This window comes from Cupriavidus sp. U2, assembly GCF_009663685.2.
Lineage (GTDB): Bacteria > Pseudomonadota > Gammaproteobacteria > Burkholderiales > Burkholderiaceae > Cupriavidus > Cupriavidus necator_C.
In genome coordinates this window covers 392,798-412,839 of the sequence record NZ_RCOG02000006.1, presented here as the reverse complement: position 1 = coordinate 412,839, position 20,042 = coordinate 392,798, and the positions used below count along the sequence as shown (strand labels likewise).

The following is a 20,042-nucleotide window of genomic DNA, read 5'->3' as shown; positions in this document are numbered from 1 at the left end:
CGGTCGATCACGAGTATTTAGCCTTGGAGGATGGTCCCCCCATCTTCAGACAGGATTTCACGTGTCCCGCCCTACTTGTCGCACACCTAGTTCCACAAATCTGTTTTCGCATACAGGGCTATCACCTGCTATGGCCGGGCTTTCCATCCCGTTTTGCTAACAGTTCTGCTAAAGAGTGCAAGGCTCTTCCCATTTCGTTCGCCACTACTCTGGGAATCTCGGTTGATTTCTGTTCCTGCAGCTACTTAGATGTTTCAGTTCGCCGCGTTCGCTTCCCTTGCCTATGTATTCAGCAAGGGATGACCCATKCGGGCCGGGTTTCCCCATTCGGACATCTCCGGATCAAAGCTTGTTTGCCAGCTCCCCGAAGCTTTTCGCAGGCTACCGCGTCCTTCATCGCCTGTGATCGCCAAGGCATCCACCACATGCACTTGTTCGCTTGACCCTATAACGAGTGTGTCTAACGTCTCCGTTATCCACGCTGGCTACAGGTCTGAGTTCTCGCGTTTGTGCCGTATTCCAAGTCATCTTTCGATCACTTAAATACATTTTGGTTGATACAATCACAACCCGGTATCGCGTCTTGTACTGCAGCGTCTCATCAACGCCTCGCGACACCTTTACTACATCCCATATTGTTAAAGAACAGCCGACTTGTCGTCGCTTGGCAATGCCAAATGAAAGCACTCAGCACTGAGTGCTTTCATTTGACTACCAACCAGGTCGTCTCATTACCCCGATCCTCGATCGAGGTAAGTGGTGGAGGATGACGGGATCGAACCGACGACCCCCTGCTTGCAAAGCAGGTGCTCTCCCAGCTGAGCTAATCCCCCGTCGCAAATCCGTGATAACCGGCGCGATACTTTGTCGCTCGGCCGCTTACATAGCTTGCGCTATGCTGCGCGACCTCGCTTCGCGTCTCGCTTGGTTCTCACGCATTTCCGTGGAACTCCCGCTTCACCGTCTGCATCCTGGTGGGTCTGGTAGGACTTGAACCTACGACCCCCGCCTTATCAAGACGGTGCTCTAACCACCTGAGCTACAGACCCTTGGCTGTAACAGCAAACAAACCGATAAGTGTGAACGCTTGACTTGTGAACACAAGCCTCTGGAAAGGAGGTGATCCAGCCGCACCTTCCGATACGGCTACCTTGTTACGACTTCACCCCAGTCATGAACCCTGCCGTGGTAATCGCCCTCCTTGCGGTTAGGCTAACTACTTCTGGCAAAACCCACTCCCATGGTGTGACGGGCGGTGTGTACAAGACCCGGGAACGTATTCACCGCGGCATGCTGATCCGCGATTACTAGCGATTCCAGCTTCACGTAGTCGAGTTGCAGACTACGATCCGGACTACGATGCGTTTTCTGGGATTAGCTCCCCCTCGCGGGTTGGCAACCCTCTGTACGCACCATTGTATGACGTGTGAAGCCCTACCCATAAGGGCCATGAGGACTTGACGTCATCCCCACCTTCCTCCGGTTTGTCACCGGCAGTCTCTCTAGAGTGCCCTTGCGTAGCAACTAAAGATAAGGGTTGCGCTCGTTGCGGGACTTAACCCAACATCTCACGACACGAGCTGACGACAGCCATGCAGCACCTGTGTCCACTTTCCCTTTCGGGCACCTGATGCATCTCTGCTTCGTTAGTGGCATGTCAAGGGTAGGTAAGGTTTTTCGCGTTGCATCGAATTAATCCACATCATCCACCGCTTGTGCGGGTCCCCGTCAATTCCTTTGAGTTTTAATCTTGCGACCGTACTCCCCAGGCGGTCAACTTCACGCGTTAGCTACGTTACTGAAGAAATGAATCCCCAACAACTAGTTGACATCGTTTAGGGCGTGGACTACCAGGGTATCTAATCCTGTTTGCTCCCCACGCTTTCGTGCATGAGCGTCAGTGACGTCCCAGGGGGCTGCCTTCGCCATCGGTATTCCTCCACATCTCTACGCATTTCACTGCTACACGTGGAATTCTACCCCCCTCTGACATACTCTAGCCTTGCAGTCACAAGCGCAATTCCCAAGTTGAGCTCGGGGATTTCACGCCTGTCTTACAAAACCGCCTGCGCACGCTTTACGCCCAGTAATTCCGATTAACGCTCGCACCCTACGTATTACCGCGGCTGCTGGCACGTAGTTAGCCGGTGCTTATTCTTCCGGTACCGTCATCCGCCCCAGGTATTAACCAGAGCGYTTTCTTTCCGGACAAAAGTGCTTTACAACCCGAAGGCCTTCTTCACACACGCGGCATTGCTGGATCAGGGTTGCCCCCATTGTCCAAAATTCCCCACTGCTGCCTCCCGTAGGAGTCTGGGCCGTGTCTCAGTCCCAGTGTGGCTGATCGTCCTCTCAGACCAGCTACTGATCGTCGCCTTGGTRGGCCTTTACCCCACCAACTAGCTAATCAGACATCGGCCGCTCCTGCTGCGCGAGGCCTTGCGGTCCCCCGCTTTCACCCTCAGGTCGTATGCGGTATTAGCTAATCTTTCGACTAGTTATCCCCCACAACAGGGTACGTTCCGATGTATTACTCACCCGTTCGCCACTCGCCGCCAGACCGAAGTCCGCGCTGCCGTTCGACTTGCATGTGTAAGGCATGCCGCCAGCGTTCAATCTGAGCCAGGATCAAACTCTTCAGTTCAATCTCTGTGTGGTGCCGAAGCACCTCGCTCTTTCGAGCGGTCGCTCACTCTCAGAAAACTGACTGGCTCGCGTCTCGCGACGCAAACCAACATGTTTTACTGNTTGTCCAAAATTCCCCACTGCTGCCTCCCGTAGGAGTCTGGGCCGTGTCTCAGTCCCAGTGTGGCTGATCGTCCTCTCAGACCAGCTACTGATCGTCGCCTTGGTRGGCCTTTACCCCACCAACTAGCTAATCAGACATCGGCCGCTCCTGCTGCGCGAGGCCTTGCGGTCCCCCGCTTTCACCCTCAGGTCGTATGCGGTATTAGCTAATCTTTCGACTAGTTATCCCCCACAACAGGGTACGTTCCGATGTATTACTCACCCGTTCGCCACTCGCCGCCAGACCGAAGTCCGCGCTGCCGTTCGACTTGCATGTGTAAGGCATGCCGCCAGCGTTCAATCTGAGCCAGGATCAAACTCTTCAGTTCAATCTCTGTGTGGTGCCGAAGCACCTCGCTCTTTCGAGCGGTCGCTCACTCTCAGAAAACTGACTGGCTCGCGTCTCGCGACGCAAACCAACATGTTTTACTGCGCGAGCACTGATAACTTTTGAAGCATCACGAAGCCGAAGCTCCGTGGCGTTCGCCATCAAGCGCCCACACTTATCGGTTGTTTGTTTGTTAAAGAACCCGAGCGACCGGCTTTGCCGTTCGCTGTCGCTGCGTCTTTTGTCGCAGCGGAGAAACGAGATTATGCAGAGCATTCAACGTTTCGTCAACAGTTTTTGCAGAACTTTTTTCTGCCGGCCGGCGCCGCGAACTTCGCAACRCCAACCTCCTGCCAATCCCGCAACCGTTGTCGCCGCTGCGTTTGCAGCGCGCTTCGTGTTGCGAGGGGGCGAATATTAGATGGGATTGGCGGCCTGCGCAAGGGGTTTCGCAAAAGAATTTGCCCATCCCTTAGAATCGCCGGATGACGACGTTGCCGGAACCGCCCACCTATCTCCCCGAACGCCTGGCCAGCCGGGACGCGGGGGCGCTCGATGCCCTTGCCCTGGCCACCGCCCTGGCCCGCCCGATTGCGTTTGTCGATCTGGAGACCACGGGGCCAGACGCCCAGCGCGACCGAATCACCGAGATCGGCGTCGTGGAAGTAGGCCCCGACGGCATTCACGAGTGGGACACCCTCGTCGACCCGCAGGCCAGCATCCCGCCGTTTATCCAGGGGATGACCGGGATCACCGACGACATGGTGCGCGGCCAACCCACCTTCGCGTCGATAGCCGAACTCTTGGCGGAACGGCTACAGGGCCGGCTGTTTGTCGCCCACAATGCGCGCTTCGACTACGGCTTCCTGAAGAATGAATTTCGCCGGGCCGGTGTGACGTTTCGTGCCGATGTCCTTTGCACGCTGCGGTTGTCCCGCTCGCTGTTCCCCTCGGTGGAGCGCCATGGGCTCGACGCGCTGATCGCCCGCTTCAACCTGATACCGAAGGGTCGCCACCGCGCGCTGGCCGACGCCGAGCTGCTCTGGCAGTTCTGGCAGAAGATCCACGATCTGTATTCGGTCGATCTGGTGGAGTCGGCCGTCAAGACGCTGGTCAAGCATGCCAGCCTGCCCGCCGGCCTGAGCGAGACCGCGCTGGACGACGTGCCGGACCGCCCCGGCGCCTACCTGTTTTACGGTGACGACGACGCGTTGCTATATGTAGGCAAGAGCATCCACCTGCGGCAGCGCATCCGCGCCCATTTTTCCGGCGACCATACCAACCCAAAGGAAATGCGCATCGCACGCGCTGTGCGGCGCGTGGATTGGCGCGAGACTGGCGGGGAAATCGGCGCGCTGCTGCTGGAGGCCCACCTCGTCAAGACGCTGCGGCCGCTGCACAACCATCAGCTGCGGCACAACGACGAGCTGTTCGCCTGGGAAATGATCGATGGCCTGCCCGCGCCGCGCCTGCGCTCGGACCGCCAGATCGACTTCAGCCGCCATACCCGGCTATATGGCGTATTTCCGAGCCGCGCCGCGGCACGCGCACGCCTGGTGGCGCTGGCCGAGGAACATCAGCTTTGCCTGGTCACGCTGATGCTCGAAGCGACGGCCCGACGCGGCCACCCCTGTTTTGCGCGGCAAGTCCATCGCTGCGCGGGGGCCTGCACCGGCCATGAATCGCGCGCCGAGCATCGCCTGCGCACGTTGGCCGCATTGGAAGCATTGGTGGTGGCCCCGTGGCCGTTCGACGGGGCGATTGCCTGGCGCGAAGGCGAGCAACCCGACCAGCCCTGGCATGTGATCGAGGACTGGTGCTACCTGGGCACCGCGCCGACGCTGGCCGACGCCGAAGGGCTGACCGCCCTGCCGGCGCGCTTCGATATGGATACCTACCTGATCCTGGCGCCGCACCTGGCCAGCCTCAGGGCGACGGCCGTGCCGCTGGCCTCTGCGCGCCCGTTCGTGCTCACAGCACCGGTCGCGCCGGCCAAGGCGACGATCACCACGCCCGGCGAAACTCGCGGCGTTACCGGACTCGATACCGGGCTGGCGACAAAGCCACGCGCCACGCCCAGGCGCACGACAGCCATGTCGCACGCCCAGTCATCCCTGTTTGGCTAAACAGGAATCGGCGAGGCCGGCACCGCCCGCAAGGCCACCGGCTGTGCCGGCGTCGATCAATCGATCTTGGCGCCCGATACCTTGACGGCCTGTCCCCAACGTTTCTGCTCGTTGACGATGGTGGCCGCAAACGCCTCCGGCGACTGCCAGGCCGGCTCGGCGCCCTGCGCTTCGAGCTTGGCCTTCGTGTCCGGGTCCGCCAGCACGGTGCGCAGCGCGCCCGACAGCTTGTCGACGATTTCCTTCGGCGTGCCGGCCGGCGCCAGCACACCGTAGAAGCCCACCACCTCGAAACCCTTCAGGCCCGACTCCTCCATGGTCGGCACATCGGGCAGCGCCGGCGAACGCTTGCCCGACGTCACCGCCAGCGCGCGCACCTTGCCGGCCTTGATGTGCTGGGTGAACAGCGGAATCGAGTCGGCCATCATCTGGGCCTGGCCGCCCATCACGTCGGTCAGCGCCGGCGCGCTGCCCTTGTACGGGATATGGACAATGAACGTGCCCGACGCCTGCTTGAACATCTCGGGCATCAGGTGCGAAATGCCGCCATTGCCGCCCGACGCAAAATTGAGCTTGCCCGGGTTGGCCTTGGCATAGGCGATGAATTCCTTCAGGTTCCTGGCGGGCACGTTGTTGTTGACGACCATCACCAGCGGAATCAGCGCGGTACGTGCCACGGGCGCAAAGTCCTTCGGCATGCTGTACGGAAGCTTGGGATAGAGCGATCCGTTGATCGCCATCTGGCCGGTATTGGCGATCAGCAGCGTATAGCCGTCGGGCGCTGCCTTTGCCACGTTGTCCGACCCGATATTGCCGGCGGCGCCAGCCTTGTAATCGAGCACGACGGGCTGGCCGAGGATCGGCTGCAGCTTCTCGGACAGGATGCGCGCATGCGTATCGACCGGCCCGCCAGGCGGAAAGCCCACCACCATGCGGATCGGCTTGTCCGGCCACGCGGCCTGCGCGGCGCCGGCGGCCAGTGCCAGCGGGGAAAGGACCAGGGCAGCCAGGACATGCCGGGCGCGGCGGGAAGCGAACAACGTCATTTCTCTCTCCGGATGCGGCCCCGCTCTACATGGCGGGGACCGGACCGGTATTGTGACGTTTTTGTGACAAACTTGTGAAGGGCTTTCGTCGCCAGGCCTGACCCGAAATCCTCCGCAACTCTCCGCCATCCTCCCCTCACTCCAGTACGATGCCGCGCGCCTTGATCAGCGCGCCCCATTTCCTTACCTCCCCGTCGATGAACGCGGCAAAGTCGGCGCTGCTGCCCGGCGACGGCTGCAGGCCCAGCGCCAGCAGCTTCTGGCTGATCTGCGGATCGGCCAGCGCCTGGCTGGCATCGCGATTGATCTGCTGCACGATGGCGGGCGGCGTGCCGGCCGGCGCCACGATGCCGAACCAGCCGTAGCCGACCACGCCGGGTACGCCCTGCTCGGCAAAGGTGGGCGCATCGGGATAGACCGGCGTGCGCGCATCGGCGGCCGCCGCGATCACGCGCAGTTTGCCGGCCTGGATAAAGGGCAGTGCGGTCGTGATCGCCGTCAGCGTGGCATCGACACGTCCGGCCAGCAGTTCGGTATAGGCCGTGGCGTCGCCGCGGTAATGGACGTTGAGCGCCTTGAACCCCGACTGCGCGGCAAACAGCTCGGCCGTCAGGTGCGGGCCCGAGCCGATGCCAGGCGACGCGAACGTGACGCCTTCCGGCTTCTGCTTCGCCATCTTTATGAAGTCCGCCACGGTCTTCACCGACGAACTGGCGTTGACGATCAGGAACACCGGCCCCAGCACGCGCGGCCCCACGGCGATGAAATCCTTGTGGATATCGAACCGCTGCGACAGGCCGGCTGCCGTGTTGATGGCGAACGGCGCAGCGGCCCACAGCAGCGTGTAGCCGTCGGCGGGTGCATGCGCCACCGTTTCGCTGGCCACGCGCGTACCGGCGCCCGGCTTGTTCTCGACCACCACCTGCTGGCCGTATTTGCGGCTCAGCGCCTCGGCCAGCACGCGCGCCGACGTATCGTTCGAACCGCCTGCCCCGTAGGGCGACACCAGCCGCACCGGCTTGCCGGGCCAGGTATTGCCGAAGGCATGCGGCACGACGCCGGCCAGGGCCATCGCGCCCAGTAGGCGGCGGCGGGTCAGTTGCGATGGGGTCATGATGCCTCCCTGATCCGCTCGATGGCGGGATAGCGATAGGTGCGGTCAAGGTGGTCCGGTTGGGGCACGTACAGGCGCAGCGCCACATAGAATGCCCCGGCCGGCGCCGGCAGCCAGTTGCCCAGCAGCGCGCGGTCCTGCGGCGGCTGCGCCGACAGGTACACCGTCAGGCTGCCATCGGCGCCGCGCTTCAGGGACGGAGACCGATCGCCCAGCGAATAGCGTGCAAGCTCGTTCGGCACCAGCATGCAGTCGCCCTTGTCGTACATGGTCAGCGACCAGAACGCGCCCACGCGTGGCAGGTTGTCGGCCGCGAAGTGCAGCCGGTAGGCGTGACCGCCTTCGAGCGGCGCGCCGTCGGCACAGCGGTCGGCCATCACGTACATGGCCTCCTGCACGCCCAGCGCACCAATATAGTTGCGCGCCACCAGCGCGCGTTGCAGGTAGTCCGTGCCATACGACTCACGCACGTCGACCGACATCGCCCAGCCCCCGCCCATGTCCGACGCCTGCGGCTCGGCCAGGTCGGCTAGCACGCCCTGCAGCGCCGCGCCCAGCGTCTCGACCTGCGCCGGCGTGGGCGTGAGCCTCGGGCCGACGCCAGCTTCGGCGAAGCGGGCCACCATGTCGGCTTCTGCCGGCGGCGGCGGGTTGTCGGCCAGCATCTGGTTGACCACGGCGGCAAAGCGCCGCGGATCGCCCAGATGCTCGCGCGGGTGCATGCCCACATCGAACGCGAACGCGGCCGGTTCCCCGTCGAGCCGCTTCAGCGCGATGGCGTCCTGCAGCGCATGGCCGGCGGCCAGGTCGGCATCGCCGTCCACCAGCAGCCGGCCGATCATCCACACCGCGTTGGTCGGACACGGTACGGCCCGCATGCCGGCAGGTACCTCGCCATGCCAGTCGGGCCCGTGCAGCAGGAAGCGGCCCGCGCCGGTGCCGGTAGTGCGGCTGCCCAGATAGCCGAACGGATTGGTATAGAAATCGAGCAGCCCCAGCACGTAATAGCGGCCGGCGAAGTCGGGCACTTCGAGCACCACGGGCTCGCGCGAGAGGTCGAGCCAGGCATTGGTGTACAGCGTGTCGTTGTTCGGCGTGACAACCTGGCGATGCTGTGGGCCCAGCAGTTCGCGCGTGTGGATCAGGTGGTTGACCCAGCGCAGCGAGGATTCGGGGCCGTCGCCGGCAAACCGCCCGGCCCGGTCGCGGCGCGGACAGGTGGCGGCGCGCATGCGGGCCATCTCGTAGAGCGGCAGCGTGTAGATCACGGCTTCACGGGCAAGCGGCAGGCCAGGGCTGGTGGTGGCGGCGGCGGTGGTGGTTTGCGGCATGGGCCGGTGTCTCCTTTCTCTTATAGCTATTTAGATATGGCGATGCGGGTTCCACGCGGGGCTCAGCCGATCCGGCGCACGGCGGGGATCGTGTACTGGCCGGCGATAAAGCTGGCGGACGGGTGGTAGAGTCGCAGGATCAGGTAGAACGGGCCTTCGGGTGCGGGCAGCCAGTTGGCGTCGTCGGCCGGCCGGGCATGGCCGATGGGAATCACCAGCGTGCCGTCCGGCTCCATGCGAAGTCCCGGGGTGCGGTCGCCCACCGCATAGCGGCCGATCTCGTTGGCCGAGAAATAGCGATCCTCCCCGTAGAGCGATACCGACCAGAACGCTTCGGCGGGCGGCAGCAAGCCGGGCGCGAAACGCAGTTCGTATCGATGCCGGCCGTGCAGCGGCTCGCCGTCCGCGTCAAAGTCAGCCATCGCGTAGACCGCTTCGTCCGCGCGCAGTGCGCCCAGCCCCTTCATCGCCGTGCAGGCGCGCAGCACCCAGTCGTCGCCATAGATACCCAGCCGCATGCTGTAGCCCCACGCCTTGTGCCCCTGGCTGCGGGTATGGGCTTCGATCAGCGCCATGCCCTGGGCATATGCGCTGCGCAGGCCGTTGACGATGGGCGGCCGCAGCGCGGCGATCTCCACATCGTCCTCCAGCCGCAGGCCCACCTTGCGGAGCAGCGTGAACAGGCCTTGCTCCTGTGCGCTGGGCGGGAAGTCCCGCATCGCACGGAACAGGTTCTGGAAGAAATCCACGCCGGCATCGCCGGTGTCCTGCCACTGCGCCACGCTGGCCGGCCGGGCCGGCCCGGCGCTTTGCACTACCTGGAAGCCCTGCTCGAATGCGTTGGCACGCGCCAGGTCGTCAGGACCGGTCACCAGCACCCGGCCGATGATCCAGACCAGCGTGGTGGGCGCTTCCACCACGTGCATGCCGCTGCCCCGCTGGCCGGGTCCGACGATCTCCACATTGGCGCCTTCGCGCGGCACGTTGCGCGGACCCAGGTTGGCGAAGTTGTTGGTATGGGCATCGAGCAGTTCGACCACGTAGTAGCGGTCGGCATCAGGCAGCGCGGGCACGCGGATCGTGGCGGGGCCGTCGGCCAGGTTGAGCCAGCCGCAGAAATAGAGCAGGTCGTTGGCCGGGGTGACGATATCGCGGTCTTCATGCGTCCACTGGCGCGCGCTGGCCGACAGCATGTTCATCGGTGCGCGGCCGTAGCGCGTGGGGGCGTCCACCGATGTCTGCAGCCGGCAGGTGCGCAGGGTTTCGATCAAGGGGTAGCCGTAGATCACCAGTGGCAGCGCGGCGGCGGCCACCAGGGCCTCTTGCGGGCTGGCGTGTACCGGCGCAGCCAGGGCGGAAGGGGTCGTGGCTGGGTTGGCCGCTGGGTGGGGAAAGGCAGGATGATTCATGGCGATGGTCAGGGTGGATGGGGATATCGGTTTCATTCCAGCGCGGCGCCGCTCGACTTGACCAGCGCGGCCCAGGCCCGCGCGTCGTCGCGCATCTGGTTGGTGAACTGCGTACGCGACACGGGCTGGTAGCGCATGCCCATGGCCGCGATCTGCGCCTGCAGCGCGCTGTCCTGCATGGCTTCCTGCATCGCGCTTTCCAGCCGGTCTACGATGGCCGGCGGCGTCCGGGCCGGCGCGAACAGCGCGTACCAGCTGTCGACACGGAACGCGATGCCGGACTCGGCGAACGTCGGCACATCGGGCAGCGCGGCCGACCGCTCCGAGCCCGACACCGCCAACGCACGCACCTTGCCGCTGCGGATCAGCGGCAAGGTGCCGGCCAGATCGGACATGGCGATGGGCACCGTGCCGCCCATCACGTCGTTCAGCATCGGCGCCACGCCCTTGTACGGCACGTGCCGCAGGTGGATGCCGGCAGACACGTTCAGGCTCTCGCCGGCCAGATGGCCGCCCGAGCCCTGACCCCAGGAACCATAGGCCAGGTCCGCGCCCGGCTGCTTCGCCATGGCAATCAGCGCGCGCACGTCCTGGGCCGGAAAGGCCGGATTGGCCACCAGCACATTGCCGCCGTAGGCAATGCGGCCGATGGGTACGAAGTCGCGCAGCGGGTCGTAAGTCAGCTTCGGAAAGATCGCCGGGGCAATCGCGTGCGTGGCCGAGATGCCCAGCAGGAGCGTATAGCCGTCGGGCGCGGCACGCGCCACCTGTGCCGCACCGATGGTGCCGGTGGCGCCCGCCACGTTCTCGACGACCACCGTGCCTTTGAGCACCGTCGACAGGCGCGCGGCCACCATGCGCCCCACCACATCGGTGCCGCCCCCGGGCGGGAACGGCACCACCAGCCGGATGGGCTTGCCGGGGTACGCGTCGGCAGCCACCGCCGCGGGCAACGTCATCCCGCCCGTCACACCTGCCGCCAGGCACAAGGCCAGGGCGTGCCGCATCCTGCGAATTGCTGATCGCATGGTCTGTCTCCGTATTGTCCAGGATGGGTCGCTGCGTCAGCGCAGCGTGATCACGGCATCCGCCGCCACCAGCCCATCGGGGCCGACGATGAACGGGTTGATTTCGAGCGTGTCGAGCCGGTCGCCAATCGCGGCTGCCGCACGCGATACGTTGACCAGCACGTCGGCCACCGCATCGAGGTCGATGGCGGGATGGCCACGGTGCCCGCTGCACAGCGCGGCAGCGCGGCTCTGCGTCAGCATGGCGCGAGCCCGCTGGCGCGACAGCGGCGCCAGCCCGAACGCCATCTGCCGGAATATCTCCACGGCCGTTCCGCCGATGCCGGCCAGCGCCACCAGGCCGAACACCGGATCGCGCCGCACGCCCACCATGATCTCGCCCCAGCCGCGCGCCATCCCCGCGACGATGGCGCCTTCGAACGGCACCGCATTGCCGCCGGCATCGCGTGCCTGCGCTGCGGCCCGGCGCACCTGGGCGAACGCGGCGCGCACGGCGTCGGCATCGCGCAGGTTCAGCGCCACGCCGCCGATATCGCTCTTGTGCAGGATATGGCGCGAGCAGATCTTGACGGCCACCGGGTAGCCGATCGATTCGGCAAGGTCCACCGCCGCTTCGGCATGCTGGGCCACGCCGTGCGGCACCACCGGCACGCCGGCAGCGGCCAGCCATGCCATGGCCTCGGCTTCCGACAGCGCGGTGGCGTCAGGCGGCAGGGCTGGGGGATGAAGAGGCGCGCTGTTGTCGGCGCCAACAGGCGCGTCTGCTGCCGCCTCCATCGCGGCCGCCTTCGCCAGCGCGGCCACGGCCTCCATGGTATGCGCGGGTTCGCGGAACACCAGGCAGCCACGCGCCTCGAGCCAGGCGCGCTTGTCGTCGTCCATCACGCCCGAGATCAGCAACGGCGCGGCGTGCCGGTCGGCTTCAAGCGCGGACACGGTATCCTGGAGCACGGGCCAGAGGCGCGGCGCATTGACACCGCCGGCCAGAAACGCCGCCACCGCGCCGTACTGGCCGCAGCGCGCCACGTTGGCCAGCGCATCGACGAACACCTGCGGCTGCGCCACCACCTGGCCGGTGACGTCGATCGGGTTGGCGGTACTGGCAAACGGGATGGCCGCGCGCAGCGCCTGCGCGGCGGTATCCGGCATGTGCGGCAACGGCAGGCCCAGCGTCTCCGCGCTGTCGGCCATCATGATGCCGACCCCGCCCGATACCGTGACGATGGCCACGGGCGCCACCGCATCGGCGGCCAGGCCCGTTGCCGATTGCCATTTCGCCGGTCGCCGGCCACGCGCCAGCGTATAGCCGAGCCGGAAGAATGCTTCGAGCGTATGCGCGCGATGCACGCCGTATTCGTCAAACACCGCCTGGTACACGGCGTCCTCGCCAGCCAGACTGGCGGTATGCGATTGCGCGGCGCTGGCGCCCGCCGCCGTGGTGCCCACCTTGGCGATCACCACCGGCTTGCCGGCGGCGCGGGCGGCGGCAAGCGCGCGGCGCAAGCGCATGCCATCGCGCGCGCCCTCGACATAGGCCAGGATCACCTGCGTCTGCGGATCGTTGGCCAGCCATTCGATCACGTCGGCCACCTGCAGCCCGGCCTCGTTGCCCGTGGTCACCCAATGGCTCAGGCCCAACCCCGCTTCGCGCGCCAGCGCAAACGCGTACGCGCCAAATGCGCCGCTCTGGCTGACCAGCCCCACGTGGCCGACCGGCGGCACGCCACTGAGCGGAATCGGCGAGAAGGTGGCGAACATGCGCTCGCGCAAGTTCATCGCGCCCAGGCAGTTAGGGCCCAGCAACTGCACGCCGTGCGCATGGGCCTGCGTGGCCAGCGCGTGCTGCAGGGCATCGCCGCCGCCGACTTCGGCAAAGCCGGAGGTGAACACCACGGCCGCCCGCGTGCCGGCCTGGCCCAGTTGCGCCATCACGTCGGGCGCGGCGGGTGCCGGCACGGCGACGATGGCCAGATCGACGGGCTCGCCGATGTCGGCCACGGTCGCATAGGCGCGCAGCCCCTGCACGGTATCGGCGCCCGGGTTGACCGGAAACACGCGGCCGCCGTAGCCAAGTTCGCCAAGCAGGCGAATCGGCACGCCACCCACCTTTTCGGGCTGCGTCGATGCGCCGATCACTGCGATCGATCGCGGGCACAACAAGGGCTGCAGGTCAAGCATGGTGTCTCCGTTGATGACACCGCGGTACGTGCCACGGCGTTCTGTGGTGCGGGCGATCCGGGCCCGCGTCCGGCGGCTAGCGTCCCACGCCGGCCATGTTCTCGATGGCGCGCACCATCTCGCGCAGCAGCGGCGCCACGCGCTTTTCCATCATGCCGCGCCTGACGCGCAGACCCGGCAGCGCGCAGTTGAACAGCAGCGGCCGGTTCAGGTACGTGATGCGCGAATACACGCCCACGCCATGGATGTCCTCGCCGGCATCGCCTTCATTGAGCGTGAAGCCGCGCTTGGGGTAGTGCGCCACGTTGTGGCAGACGGTCTCGTAGCAGACGCCGAATTCCTGCGCACGCTCGGTGCGCGCCTGCATCATGAGCTTCTCGAACTCGCCCTTCGACAGCGTGCACAGGAAGGCCCGCCCCATCGCCGTGGTCAGCACCGAACGTACCGCGCCCACGGCCGGCCGCGCCGACGTGCCCTCCATGTGCGTGCACGACTCCAGGTACGTCACGTCCAGCCGGTGCGCCACGCCCATCGACACCGCGCCCTCCACCTGGTTGGCCAGCGCCTGCATCAGCGGGCGCGCCAGGTGGCGCACCTGCAGGCCGGCCAGGTAGGGATAGCCCAGCGCCAGCACCTGCGCCCCGACGAAATACTTGTCGAGCTTGGGGTCCCAGTCGAGATAGCCCAGTTCGAACAGCGTGCGGCAGATGCGCGACACCGTGGCGCGGGGCAGTTGCAGCCGCTGCGACAGTTCGCCATTGCCCAGCGGGCGCGGATCGTCGATGAAGCAGCGCAGCAGCGCAAACCCCTTGGCCAGCAGCCCGCCGAACGAAGGGTCTTCGCGGCGGCGTTCGGCAATGAATTGTTCGACCGGGGTGTTCATGGGCATGTCGTCTCCTGGATTCCAGTGTGGGCGTCGATTCGGCATCGTGTCAAAAAGCGGAACGTATTTCCATATATTGGAAATTAGGAGCGTAAACCCCGACTTGACGGTGCGCGGGACCGAATCGTAAGGTGCAAAACCGAATCCGAATTCGCATACGGAAAATCGTCATGCAAGCCACTTCCCCAAGTAACGAAACCGCCACTTCCGTATCGGCCTTTCCCCAGGTCGATACGTCGTCGATCCTGCAACCGCCGCGCCAGCGCCGGGCGCGGGAGACCGAGCAGGCCCTGCTGACAGCGGGGCGCCAGTTGCTGGCCGAACGCGACTTCGCGGCCGTGTCGGTCGCGCAGATCGCAGCCGCCTGTCAGGTGTCGGTGGGTGCGTTCTACGGCCGGTTCCGCGACAAGATGGCGTTCTTCGATGCGCTGCGCGCGTCGGTGATGGAGGAATCCGATGCGTCGGTGGCGCGCTACATGGCCGAGCATCGCTGGCAGGAAGCCCCGGCGGCCCAGATTCTCGACAAGACCATGCGCTTCATGGTCAATGGCTGCCGCAATAACCGTGGCGTGATTCGCGCATCGCTCAAGCACGCAACCACGCATCCCGAGCAGTGGCTGCCGCACCAAAAGAACGGGCAGGCGCTGATCGAGCGGCTCGTGATCCTGCTGGTGCCGCGTCTGTCCGGACCGGCGGACGAAGCCGAGCTGCGCGTGCGGTTTGCCATGCAGATGGTGTTCGGGATGCTCGTCAATGCCGTGCTGAACAATCCGGGGCCGCTGCAACTCGATGACGAGCGCCTGCCCGGCGAAATGGCGCGCATGGTGGGCCGCTACCTGGGCATCGAAGCCTGACGGGCCGGGCCACCCCCGCACCGCTTTCCCTCGCTTCATCCGTCCAACCGCCCGCATCAGCCGCAACCATAGCGGCATGTCTGGGAAGCAGACCGGGCACAAAAAGAGGAGACACACCATGAAGCAAACCACGCTGCCGCGCCGGCGGTGGGCGGCTCGCGTCGCCTGCGCGGCGATGTCGTTGCTGCCGCTGGCCGCGCTTGCGCAGGGCGACTATCCGACCAAGCCGGTCCGCCTGGTGGTGCCCTACCCGGCCGGCGGCCTGACCGACACGCTGGCGCGCCAGCTGGCCGACGGGCTGTCCAAACGGCTGGGCCAGCCGGTGGTGGTGGAAAACAAGAGCGGCGCGGGCGGCATTATCGGCACCGATTTCGTCGCCAAGGCGGCGCCCGACGGCTATACGCTGCTGATGACCATTCCGGGGCCGATCACCGCCAACCTGGCGCTCTACAAGAAGCTGCCCTACGACCCGCGCACCGACCTGCGCCCGGTCTCGGACGTGGCGATGGCCCGCACGGTGCTGGCGGTCAACAGCGGCGTGCCGGTCAAGACCGTCAACGAGCTGATCACCTACGCGAAGAAAGAGCCGGGCAAGCTGCGCATGGGATCGTGGGGGCCGGGCACGCAGCCCCACACCATCCAGGCCTACATGGACAAGACCTACGGCGTTGACATCCTGCATGTGCCGTATCGCGGCGAAGGGCCGATGGTGACCGACCTGCTGGCCGGCCAGGTCAACGTGACGATCGGTTCGGTCACTACGCTGCGCCAGCACATCGCCACCGGCAAGCTGCGGCCGCTGGCCGTGGCCGGCACCACGCGCGCCCGGGCCTTGCCCGACGTGCCGACGTTCGCCGAGGCCGGCTATGGCGATGCGGCCTACAAGATCGTCGGCCCGACTACCCTGCTGGCGCCGGCCAAGACACCTGAGGCCATCGTCGAGCGGCTGGGCCGCGAAGTGGCGTCGCTGGTCAAGACGCCCGAGATGCAGGCAAAGATCGACGAAATGGGCGCCGAGCCGATTGGCAACACGCCGGGCGAGGCCGAACGCGCCTACAAGGCGTATCTGCCGGTGGTGCTGAAGCTGACCGCCGATACCGGCGTGACGCTCGACTGACTTCGCGCCCTTTGCCTGCTGCATGCCGCCGGTGCGCGGCATGCAGCGAAACCATGGCCGTCATGAATTCCTGCGGGTCATGCTGGGCCCGCCGGCATCGCGCGACTAGAATCGCGCCATATCCTCTTTGCAGATGCCCACATCATGGCCACGCTCTTCCTGGTCCGTCACGGCCAAGCCTCGTTTGGCGCCGCCAACTACGATTGCCTGTCGGACGTCGGCCGCCAGCAGGCGCGCTGGCTTGGCGAATATTTCAAGGGGCGGGATATCACGTTCAAGCGCGTGGTGGCCGGATCGCTGGTGCGCCAGCAGGACACCGCCGCCGAAATCCTGAACGGCATGGGCGCCGCCGGGACGACCGTGGACACACACACGGGCCTGAACGAATACGACGGCGAATCGCTCTACCGCAGCTTCACCAAGGGCGCCGATCACCGGGCCCACCAGAACGGCGACTACCAGGATTACTGGCGCACGTTCCGCGCGGCATTCGCGGCCTGGACGCAGGACCAACTGACCGGCATGCCCGAAAGCTGGGAAGCGTTCGGGGCGCGCATGCAGGCCGCGCTGTCGACGGCCACGGAAGGCGCGGCGCGCGAGGATGCGCTACTGGTGGTCAGCTCCGGGGGCGCCATTGGCCGGGCCATCGCCGACCTGCTCGGCGCACCCACGCAGACCGCCATCGAACTGAACCTGCAGTTCCGCAACACCGGCTTCTGCGAACTGATCGTCGGGCGCGGCACGCAGCGCCTGCTGAGCTTCAACAACGTGCCGCATCTGGAACACCCCGAGCGGCGCCGCGCCATCACGTTCGCCTGACCGGCACCGCGTCAGCGTTGCGACAGCGCCAGCTTGCCAGCCAACGCCAGGAATACCGTTCCCGCAAACCAGTTGACGGCGCGCTGCACCCGCGCCGAACGCATCAGCACGCGACCGAACAGGCCCGAGAACCACGCGATGGATCCAAACACCAGCAGCGTGGCCGCGATGAAGGCAAAGCCCAGCACCATGATCTGCAGGGCCACATGCCCCTGTTTTGCGTTGACGAACTGCGGCAGGAACGCCAGGAAAAAGATCACCACCTTGGGATTGGTCAGGTTCATGACCACGCCGCGCAGATACATGTTCCTGACCGGGCGCGCGGCGGCGGCGTCCTTGCCGATGTCGCCCACCGGCGCACGAAAGGCCTGCCAAGCCAGATAGACCAGATAGAGCGCGCCAACGATCTTCAGCACGGTGAACGCCACCACCGATGCCGCCAGCAGCGCGGCCAGGCCCACGGCCACCACGGCCGTATGCACCAGCAACCCCGTACACAGACCCAGCACCACGGTCAGCCCGGCGCGCGTGCCGTGCATCGCCGATTGCAACAGGACGAAGATATTGTCGGGGCCGGGCGCCAGGCTGAGCAGCACGGCGATCCCCAGGAAAGGCAGCAGCGTTTCTAACGGTGGCATGCGGGCGCTCCGCAATATGTGAGACGCCATGGTAGCCGATGGCCGCACGGCGGGCGAGCCACCGCTTTTCGACTGGATCGATCAATCCATTCAAACAATCAATTTATCAGCACAATGCTGCCGGCCTATATTCGAGTCGCCCTCCCGCGCAGGACGGGACGGCCATTCGAAAACAAAGACGAGGAGACATCGATGGATGCACGTGCACATGGGCGGCACGCGGCGGCGCTCGCCCTTGCGGCAACGGTAACGCTGCTGGGGGGCTGCGGCGGCAGCGACGACAGTGGCAATGGCGGCAATGGCGGCAGCTCTGCCGGCACCAGTACACCGGCCGCCCGCACGCCGGGCGTGACGCTGAAGATCACCGGCACGCAGGATTTCGCCGGCACCTACGGCAGCGTGGGGCAGTACGAGCAGGTCACCGGCACCGTGAGCGGCGAAGTCGATCCGAAGGACCCCAGAAACGCGGTCATCCAGGACCTGGCGCTGGCACCGGTCAACGCCAACGGCATGGTCGAATACTCGGCTGACTTCGTCATGCTCAAGCCGAAGGACATGAGCAAGGCCAGCGGCGTGCTGCGTTACGACGCGCCGAACCGCGGCAACATCCTGACGATGCCCAACCCGACCGCCTCGCCCAGCGACGCGGTGTACCTGGAGCGCGGCTACGTGCTGCTCTATTCGGCCTGGCAGGGCGACGTACCCAAGTCCACCGCGGCGCGCCTGACCGTGACGGTACCCGTGGCGAAGAATGCCGACGGCACGTCGATCACCGGCACCTATCGCTCGGAACTGGTCCCCACCGCTGCCACGCCGATGATGTCGCTGCCGGGCGGCGTGTTCAACGGCACGATGCTGCCCTACGCCCCCGCCAGCCTCGACAACACGCAGCCCGGCTATTCGCTGACCCGGCGCATCAACGAGACCGATCCACGCGTGGCCATCCCGGCCAGCGACTGGAAATTCGCCAAGTGCGATGCGGGCAACCCGTTCCCGGGCACCGCCGACCCCGCCAACGTCTGCCTGCGGGGCGGCTTCGATCCGCAATACCTGTACGAACTGGTCTACGTGGCCAAGGACCCCAAGGTCATGGGCGTGGGCTTGGCCGCCCTGCGCGATACGGTCAGCTTCTTCCGCACCAGGACCGTGGATAGCACCGGCACGCCGAATCCGCTGGCCGGCCGCATCCGGTACGCCATCGGACAAGGCACGTCGCAGTCGGGCAATGCCATGAAGACGTTCCTGCACCTGGGCTTCAACCAGGCGCTGGACGGCTCGAAGGTGTTCGACGGCATCTACGCCCATGTGGCCGCGCGGCAGACCAACATCAACACGCGCTTTGCGGTGCCGGGCGGCGGCGGCGGCCTGCGCACCGACCACACGGCATTCGGCCAGACCGCGCCGCGCGGGCTCGATGCCAACTACGTGGACGACGTCTCCGGCAAGACCGGCGGTGTGATGGCACGATGCTCGGCCAGCAACACCTGCCCGAAGTTCTTCCTCGGCTTGTCGGGCACGGAGTTCTGGCAGCTGCAGGGCTCGCCGGTGCTGACCGATGCCAACGGCTTCCGTGACCTGAAGCAGCCCGACAACGTCCGCATCTATTACTACACGGGCACCCAGCACGGCGGCGCGGGGGGTGCCAGCAGCATCGCGTTCGCCCCCACGCGCAATGTCTATCCGGCTGGCACGGTGATCCACCACAACGACACGTTCCGCGCGCTGTTCATCGACCTGGAGGACTGGGTGGTCAAGGGCACGACGCCGCCGGCAAGCCAGGTGCCGGCACTGGCCGACGGCACGCTGGTGCGTCCCGCCAGCCTGACGCTGCCGGCAATGAAGGGCACAAGCTGGCCGGTATCTGGCGTATCGACGACGATTCCAGACTTCCAGTACCTGGCGCGCTACAACGGCTATCCGCTGCTGGACTTCGGGCCGCAGTACCGGCGCGAGGATGAATCGGGCATCGCCACGATCCTGCCGCCCGCCTACCTGAACCGCGACTACGCGATCCTGGTGCCGCAGACCGACCCGTCCACCGGCATTCCGCGTGCAGGCATCCATAGCGTGGAAGCCCGCGCACCGATCGGCACGAGCCTGGAGTTCAACTACGTGGCCACGGCGGGCATTGTCGACCTGTCCAACCTGACCGGATCGTTCATTCCGTTCCACAAGACCGAAGCCGCACGCATCGCCGCCGGCGATGGGCGCCCGTCGCTGGAGTCGCTCTATACCAATCAGGCCGGCTATGTGGCCGCGGTGACCGCTGCGGCCAACGATCTGGTGGCGCAACGCTTCCTGCTGCAACGCGATGCCGACGCGATCATCGCCCGCGCGGTGGCGAACCCGGTGTTGCCGTAAGGCGGATCGGGCGGCGGTGGCGG

At 65.7% G+C, this 20,042-nt stretch carries 13 protein-coding genes, 2 tRNA genes and 2 rRNA genes; 5 read left to right on the top strand and 12 right to left on the bottom strand.

The features are described 5' to 3' along the window. From D9X30_RS07665 to D9X30_RS07650, 4 genes are all read right to left on the bottom strand, one after another. Positions 1-445, bottom strand: a 23S ribosomal RNA gene (locus D9X30_RS07665); the annotation flags it as partial. Between the two features lie 312 nt (positions 446-757). Then, positions 758-833: transfer RNA gene (locus tag D9X30_RS07660), tRNA-Ala, on the bottom strand. A 139-nt stretch (positions 834-972) separates the two neighbouring features. Continuing rightward, positions 973-1,049, bottom strand: a tRNA-Ile gene (locus D9X30_RS07655). Positions 1,050-1,112: 63 nt separating this feature from the next. After that, positions 1,113-2,644 (bottom strand): 16S ribosomal RNA (locus D9X30_RS07650). A 956-nt stretch (positions 2,645-3,600) separates the two neighbouring features. Between D9X30_RS07650 and D9X30_RS07645 the strand changes: the two genes are divergently transcribed. After that, positions 3,601-5,241 (top strand): 3'-5' exonuclease family protein, encoded by a 1,641-nt coding sequence (locus tag D9X30_RS07645; protein WP_153947124.1) that lies wholly within the window; start codon positions 3,601-3,603, stop codon positions 5,239-5,241. Positions 5,242-5,297: 56 nt separating this feature from the next. Here D9X30_RS07645 and D9X30_RS07640 read toward each other — a convergent pair whose 3' ends face one another. The 7 genes from D9X30_RS07640 to D9X30_RS07610 form a co-directional block, all read right to left on the bottom strand. Further along, positions 5,298-6,287 carry a Bug family tripartite tricarboxylate transporter substrate binding protein gene (locus D9X30_RS07640; protein WP_153947123.1) on the bottom strand — a complete coding sequence of 330 codons (990 nt, stop codon included), beginning with the start codon at positions 6,285-6,287 and terminating at the stop codon, positions 5,298-5,300. 136 nt (positions 6,288-6,423) lie between these two features. After that, positions 6,424-7,401: a Bug family tripartite tricarboxylate transporter substrate binding protein gene (locus tag D9X30_RS07635; protein WP_153947122.1), complete on the bottom strand. Its 978-nt coding sequence runs from the start codon at positions 7,399-7,401 to the stop codon at positions 6,424-6,426. Next, positions 7,398-8,732: a DUF1254 domain-containing protein gene (locus D9X30_RS07630; RefSeq protein ID WP_153947121.1), complete on the bottom strand. Its 1,335-nt coding sequence runs from the start codon at positions 8,730-8,732 to the stop codon at positions 7,398-7,400. The genes D9X30_RS07635 and D9X30_RS07630 overlap by 4 nt, the downstream gene beginning before the upstream one ends. A 62-nt stretch (positions 8,733-8,794) precedes the next feature. After that, positions 8,795-10,141, bottom strand: a complete 1,347-nt coding sequence (locus D9X30_RS07625) for a DUF1254 domain-containing protein (RefSeq protein WP_153947120.1) — start codon at positions 10,139-10,141, stop codon at positions 8,795-8,797. A gap of 32 nt (positions 10,142-10,173) precedes the next feature. Beyond that, positions 10,174-11,169 (bottom strand): Bug family tripartite tricarboxylate transporter substrate binding protein, encoded by a 996-nt coding sequence (locus D9X30_RS07620; protein WP_153947119.1) that lies wholly within the window; start codon positions 11,167-11,169, stop codon positions 10,174-10,176. 36 nt (positions 11,170-11,205) lie between these two features. Continuing rightward, positions 11,206-13,347 (bottom strand): acetate--CoA ligase family protein, encoded by a 2,142-nt coding sequence (locus tag D9X30_RS07615; RefSeq protein ID WP_153947118.1) that lies wholly within the window; start codon positions 13,345-13,347, stop codon positions 11,206-11,208. Positions 13,348-13,423: 76 nt separating this feature from the next. Further along, on the bottom strand, positions 13,424-14,230 hold the full coding sequence (locus D9X30_RS07610) for an IclR family transcriptional regulator (protein ID WP_153947165.1): 807 nt from the start codon (positions 14,228-14,230) through the stop codon (positions 13,424-13,426). Between the two features lie 170 nt (positions 14,231-14,400). Here D9X30_RS07610 and D9X30_RS07605 point away from each other — a divergent pair, with 170 nt between their 5' ends. The 3 genes from D9X30_RS07605 (at position 14,401) to D9X30_RS07595 (ending at position 17,020) form a co-directional block, all read left to right on the top strand. After that, positions 14,401-15,084, top strand: coding sequence for a TetR/AcrR family transcriptional regulator (locus D9X30_RS07605; RefSeq protein ID WP_153947117.1), 684 nt, complete (start codon positions 14,401-14,403; stop codon positions 15,082-15,084). A 118-nt stretch (positions 15,085-15,202) separates the two neighbouring features. After that, positions 15,203-16,201 carry a Bug family tripartite tricarboxylate transporter substrate binding protein gene (locus D9X30_RS07600; protein ID WP_153947116.1) on the top strand — a complete coding sequence of 333 codons (999 nt, stop codon included), beginning with the start codon at positions 15,203-15,205 and terminating at the stop codon, positions 16,199-16,201. A 144-nt stretch (positions 16,202-16,345) separates the two neighbouring features. Then, entirely contained in the window at positions 16,346-17,020 is a 675-nt protein-coding gene (locus tag D9X30_RS07595) for a histidine phosphatase family protein (RefSeq protein ID WP_153947115.1), read from the top strand. 11 nt (positions 17,021-17,031) lie between these two features. On the opposite strand, the gene D9X30_RS07590 is transcribed toward D9X30_RS07595, so the two are convergent. After that, entirely contained in the window at positions 17,032-17,658 is a 627-nt protein-coding gene (locus D9X30_RS07590) for a LysE family translocator (protein WP_153947114.1), read from the bottom strand. A 192-nt stretch (positions 17,659-17,850) separates the two neighbouring features. Between D9X30_RS07590 and D9X30_RS07585 the strand changes: the two genes are divergently transcribed. Next, the gene (locus tag D9X30_RS07585; RefSeq protein ID WP_153947113.1) at positions 17,851-20,019 is read left to right on the top strand and encodes an alpha/beta hydrolase domain-containing protein; all 2,169 of its coding nucleotides are present in this window, start codon (positions 17,851-17,853) and stop codon (positions 20,017-20,019) included. Positions 20,020-20,042: the final 23 nt, after the last annotated feature.

Coding starts and splice junctions, on each gene's coding strand:
- D9X30_RS07645 (WP_153947124.1), top strand. CDS start 3,601: ATGACGACGTTGCCGGAACCGCCCACCTATCTCCCCGAACGCCTGGCC.
- D9X30_RS07640 (WP_153947123.1), bottom strand. CDS start 6,287: ATGACGTTGTTCGCTTCCCGCCGCGCCCGGCATGTCCTGGCTGCCCTG.
- D9X30_RS07635 (WP_153947122.1), bottom strand. CDS start 7,401: ATGACCCCATCGCAACTGACCCGCCGCCGCCTACTGGGCGCGATGGCC.
- D9X30_RS07630 (WP_153947121.1), bottom strand. CDS start 8,732: ATGCCGCAAACCACCACCGCCGCCGCCACCACCAGCCCTGGCCTGCCG.
- D9X30_RS07625 (WP_153947120.1), bottom strand. CDS start 10,141: ATGAATCATCCTGCCTTTCCCCACCCAGCGGCCAACCCAGCCACGACC.
- D9X30_RS07620 (WP_153947119.1), bottom strand. CDS start 11,169: ATGCGATCAGCAATTCGCAGGATGCGGCACGCCCTGGCCTTGTGCCTG.
- D9X30_RS07615 (WP_153947118.1), bottom strand. CDS start 13,347: ATGCTTGACCTGCAGCCCTTGTTGTGCCCGCGATCGATCGCAGTGATC.
- D9X30_RS07610 (WP_153947165.1), bottom strand. CDS start 14,230: ATGAACACCCCGGTCGAACAATTCATTGCCGAACGCCGCCGCGAAGAC.
- D9X30_RS07605 (WP_153947117.1), top strand. CDS start 14,401: ATGCAAGCCACTTCCCCAAGTAACGAAACCGCCACTTCCGTATCGGCC.
- D9X30_RS07600 (WP_153947116.1), top strand. CDS start 15,203: ATGAAGCAAACCACGCTGCCGCGCCGGCGGTGGGCGGCTCGCGTCGCC.
- D9X30_RS07595 (WP_153947115.1), top strand. CDS start 16,346: ATGGCCACGCTCTTCCTGGTCCGTCACGGCCAAGCCTCGTTTGGCGCC.
- D9X30_RS07590 (WP_153947114.1), bottom strand. CDS start 17,658: ATGCCACCGTTAGAAACGCTGCTGCCTTTCCTGGGGATCGCCGTGCTG.
- D9X30_RS07585 (WP_153947113.1), top strand. CDS start 17,851: ATGGATGCACGTGCACATGGGCGGCACGCGGCGGCGCTCGCCCTTGCG.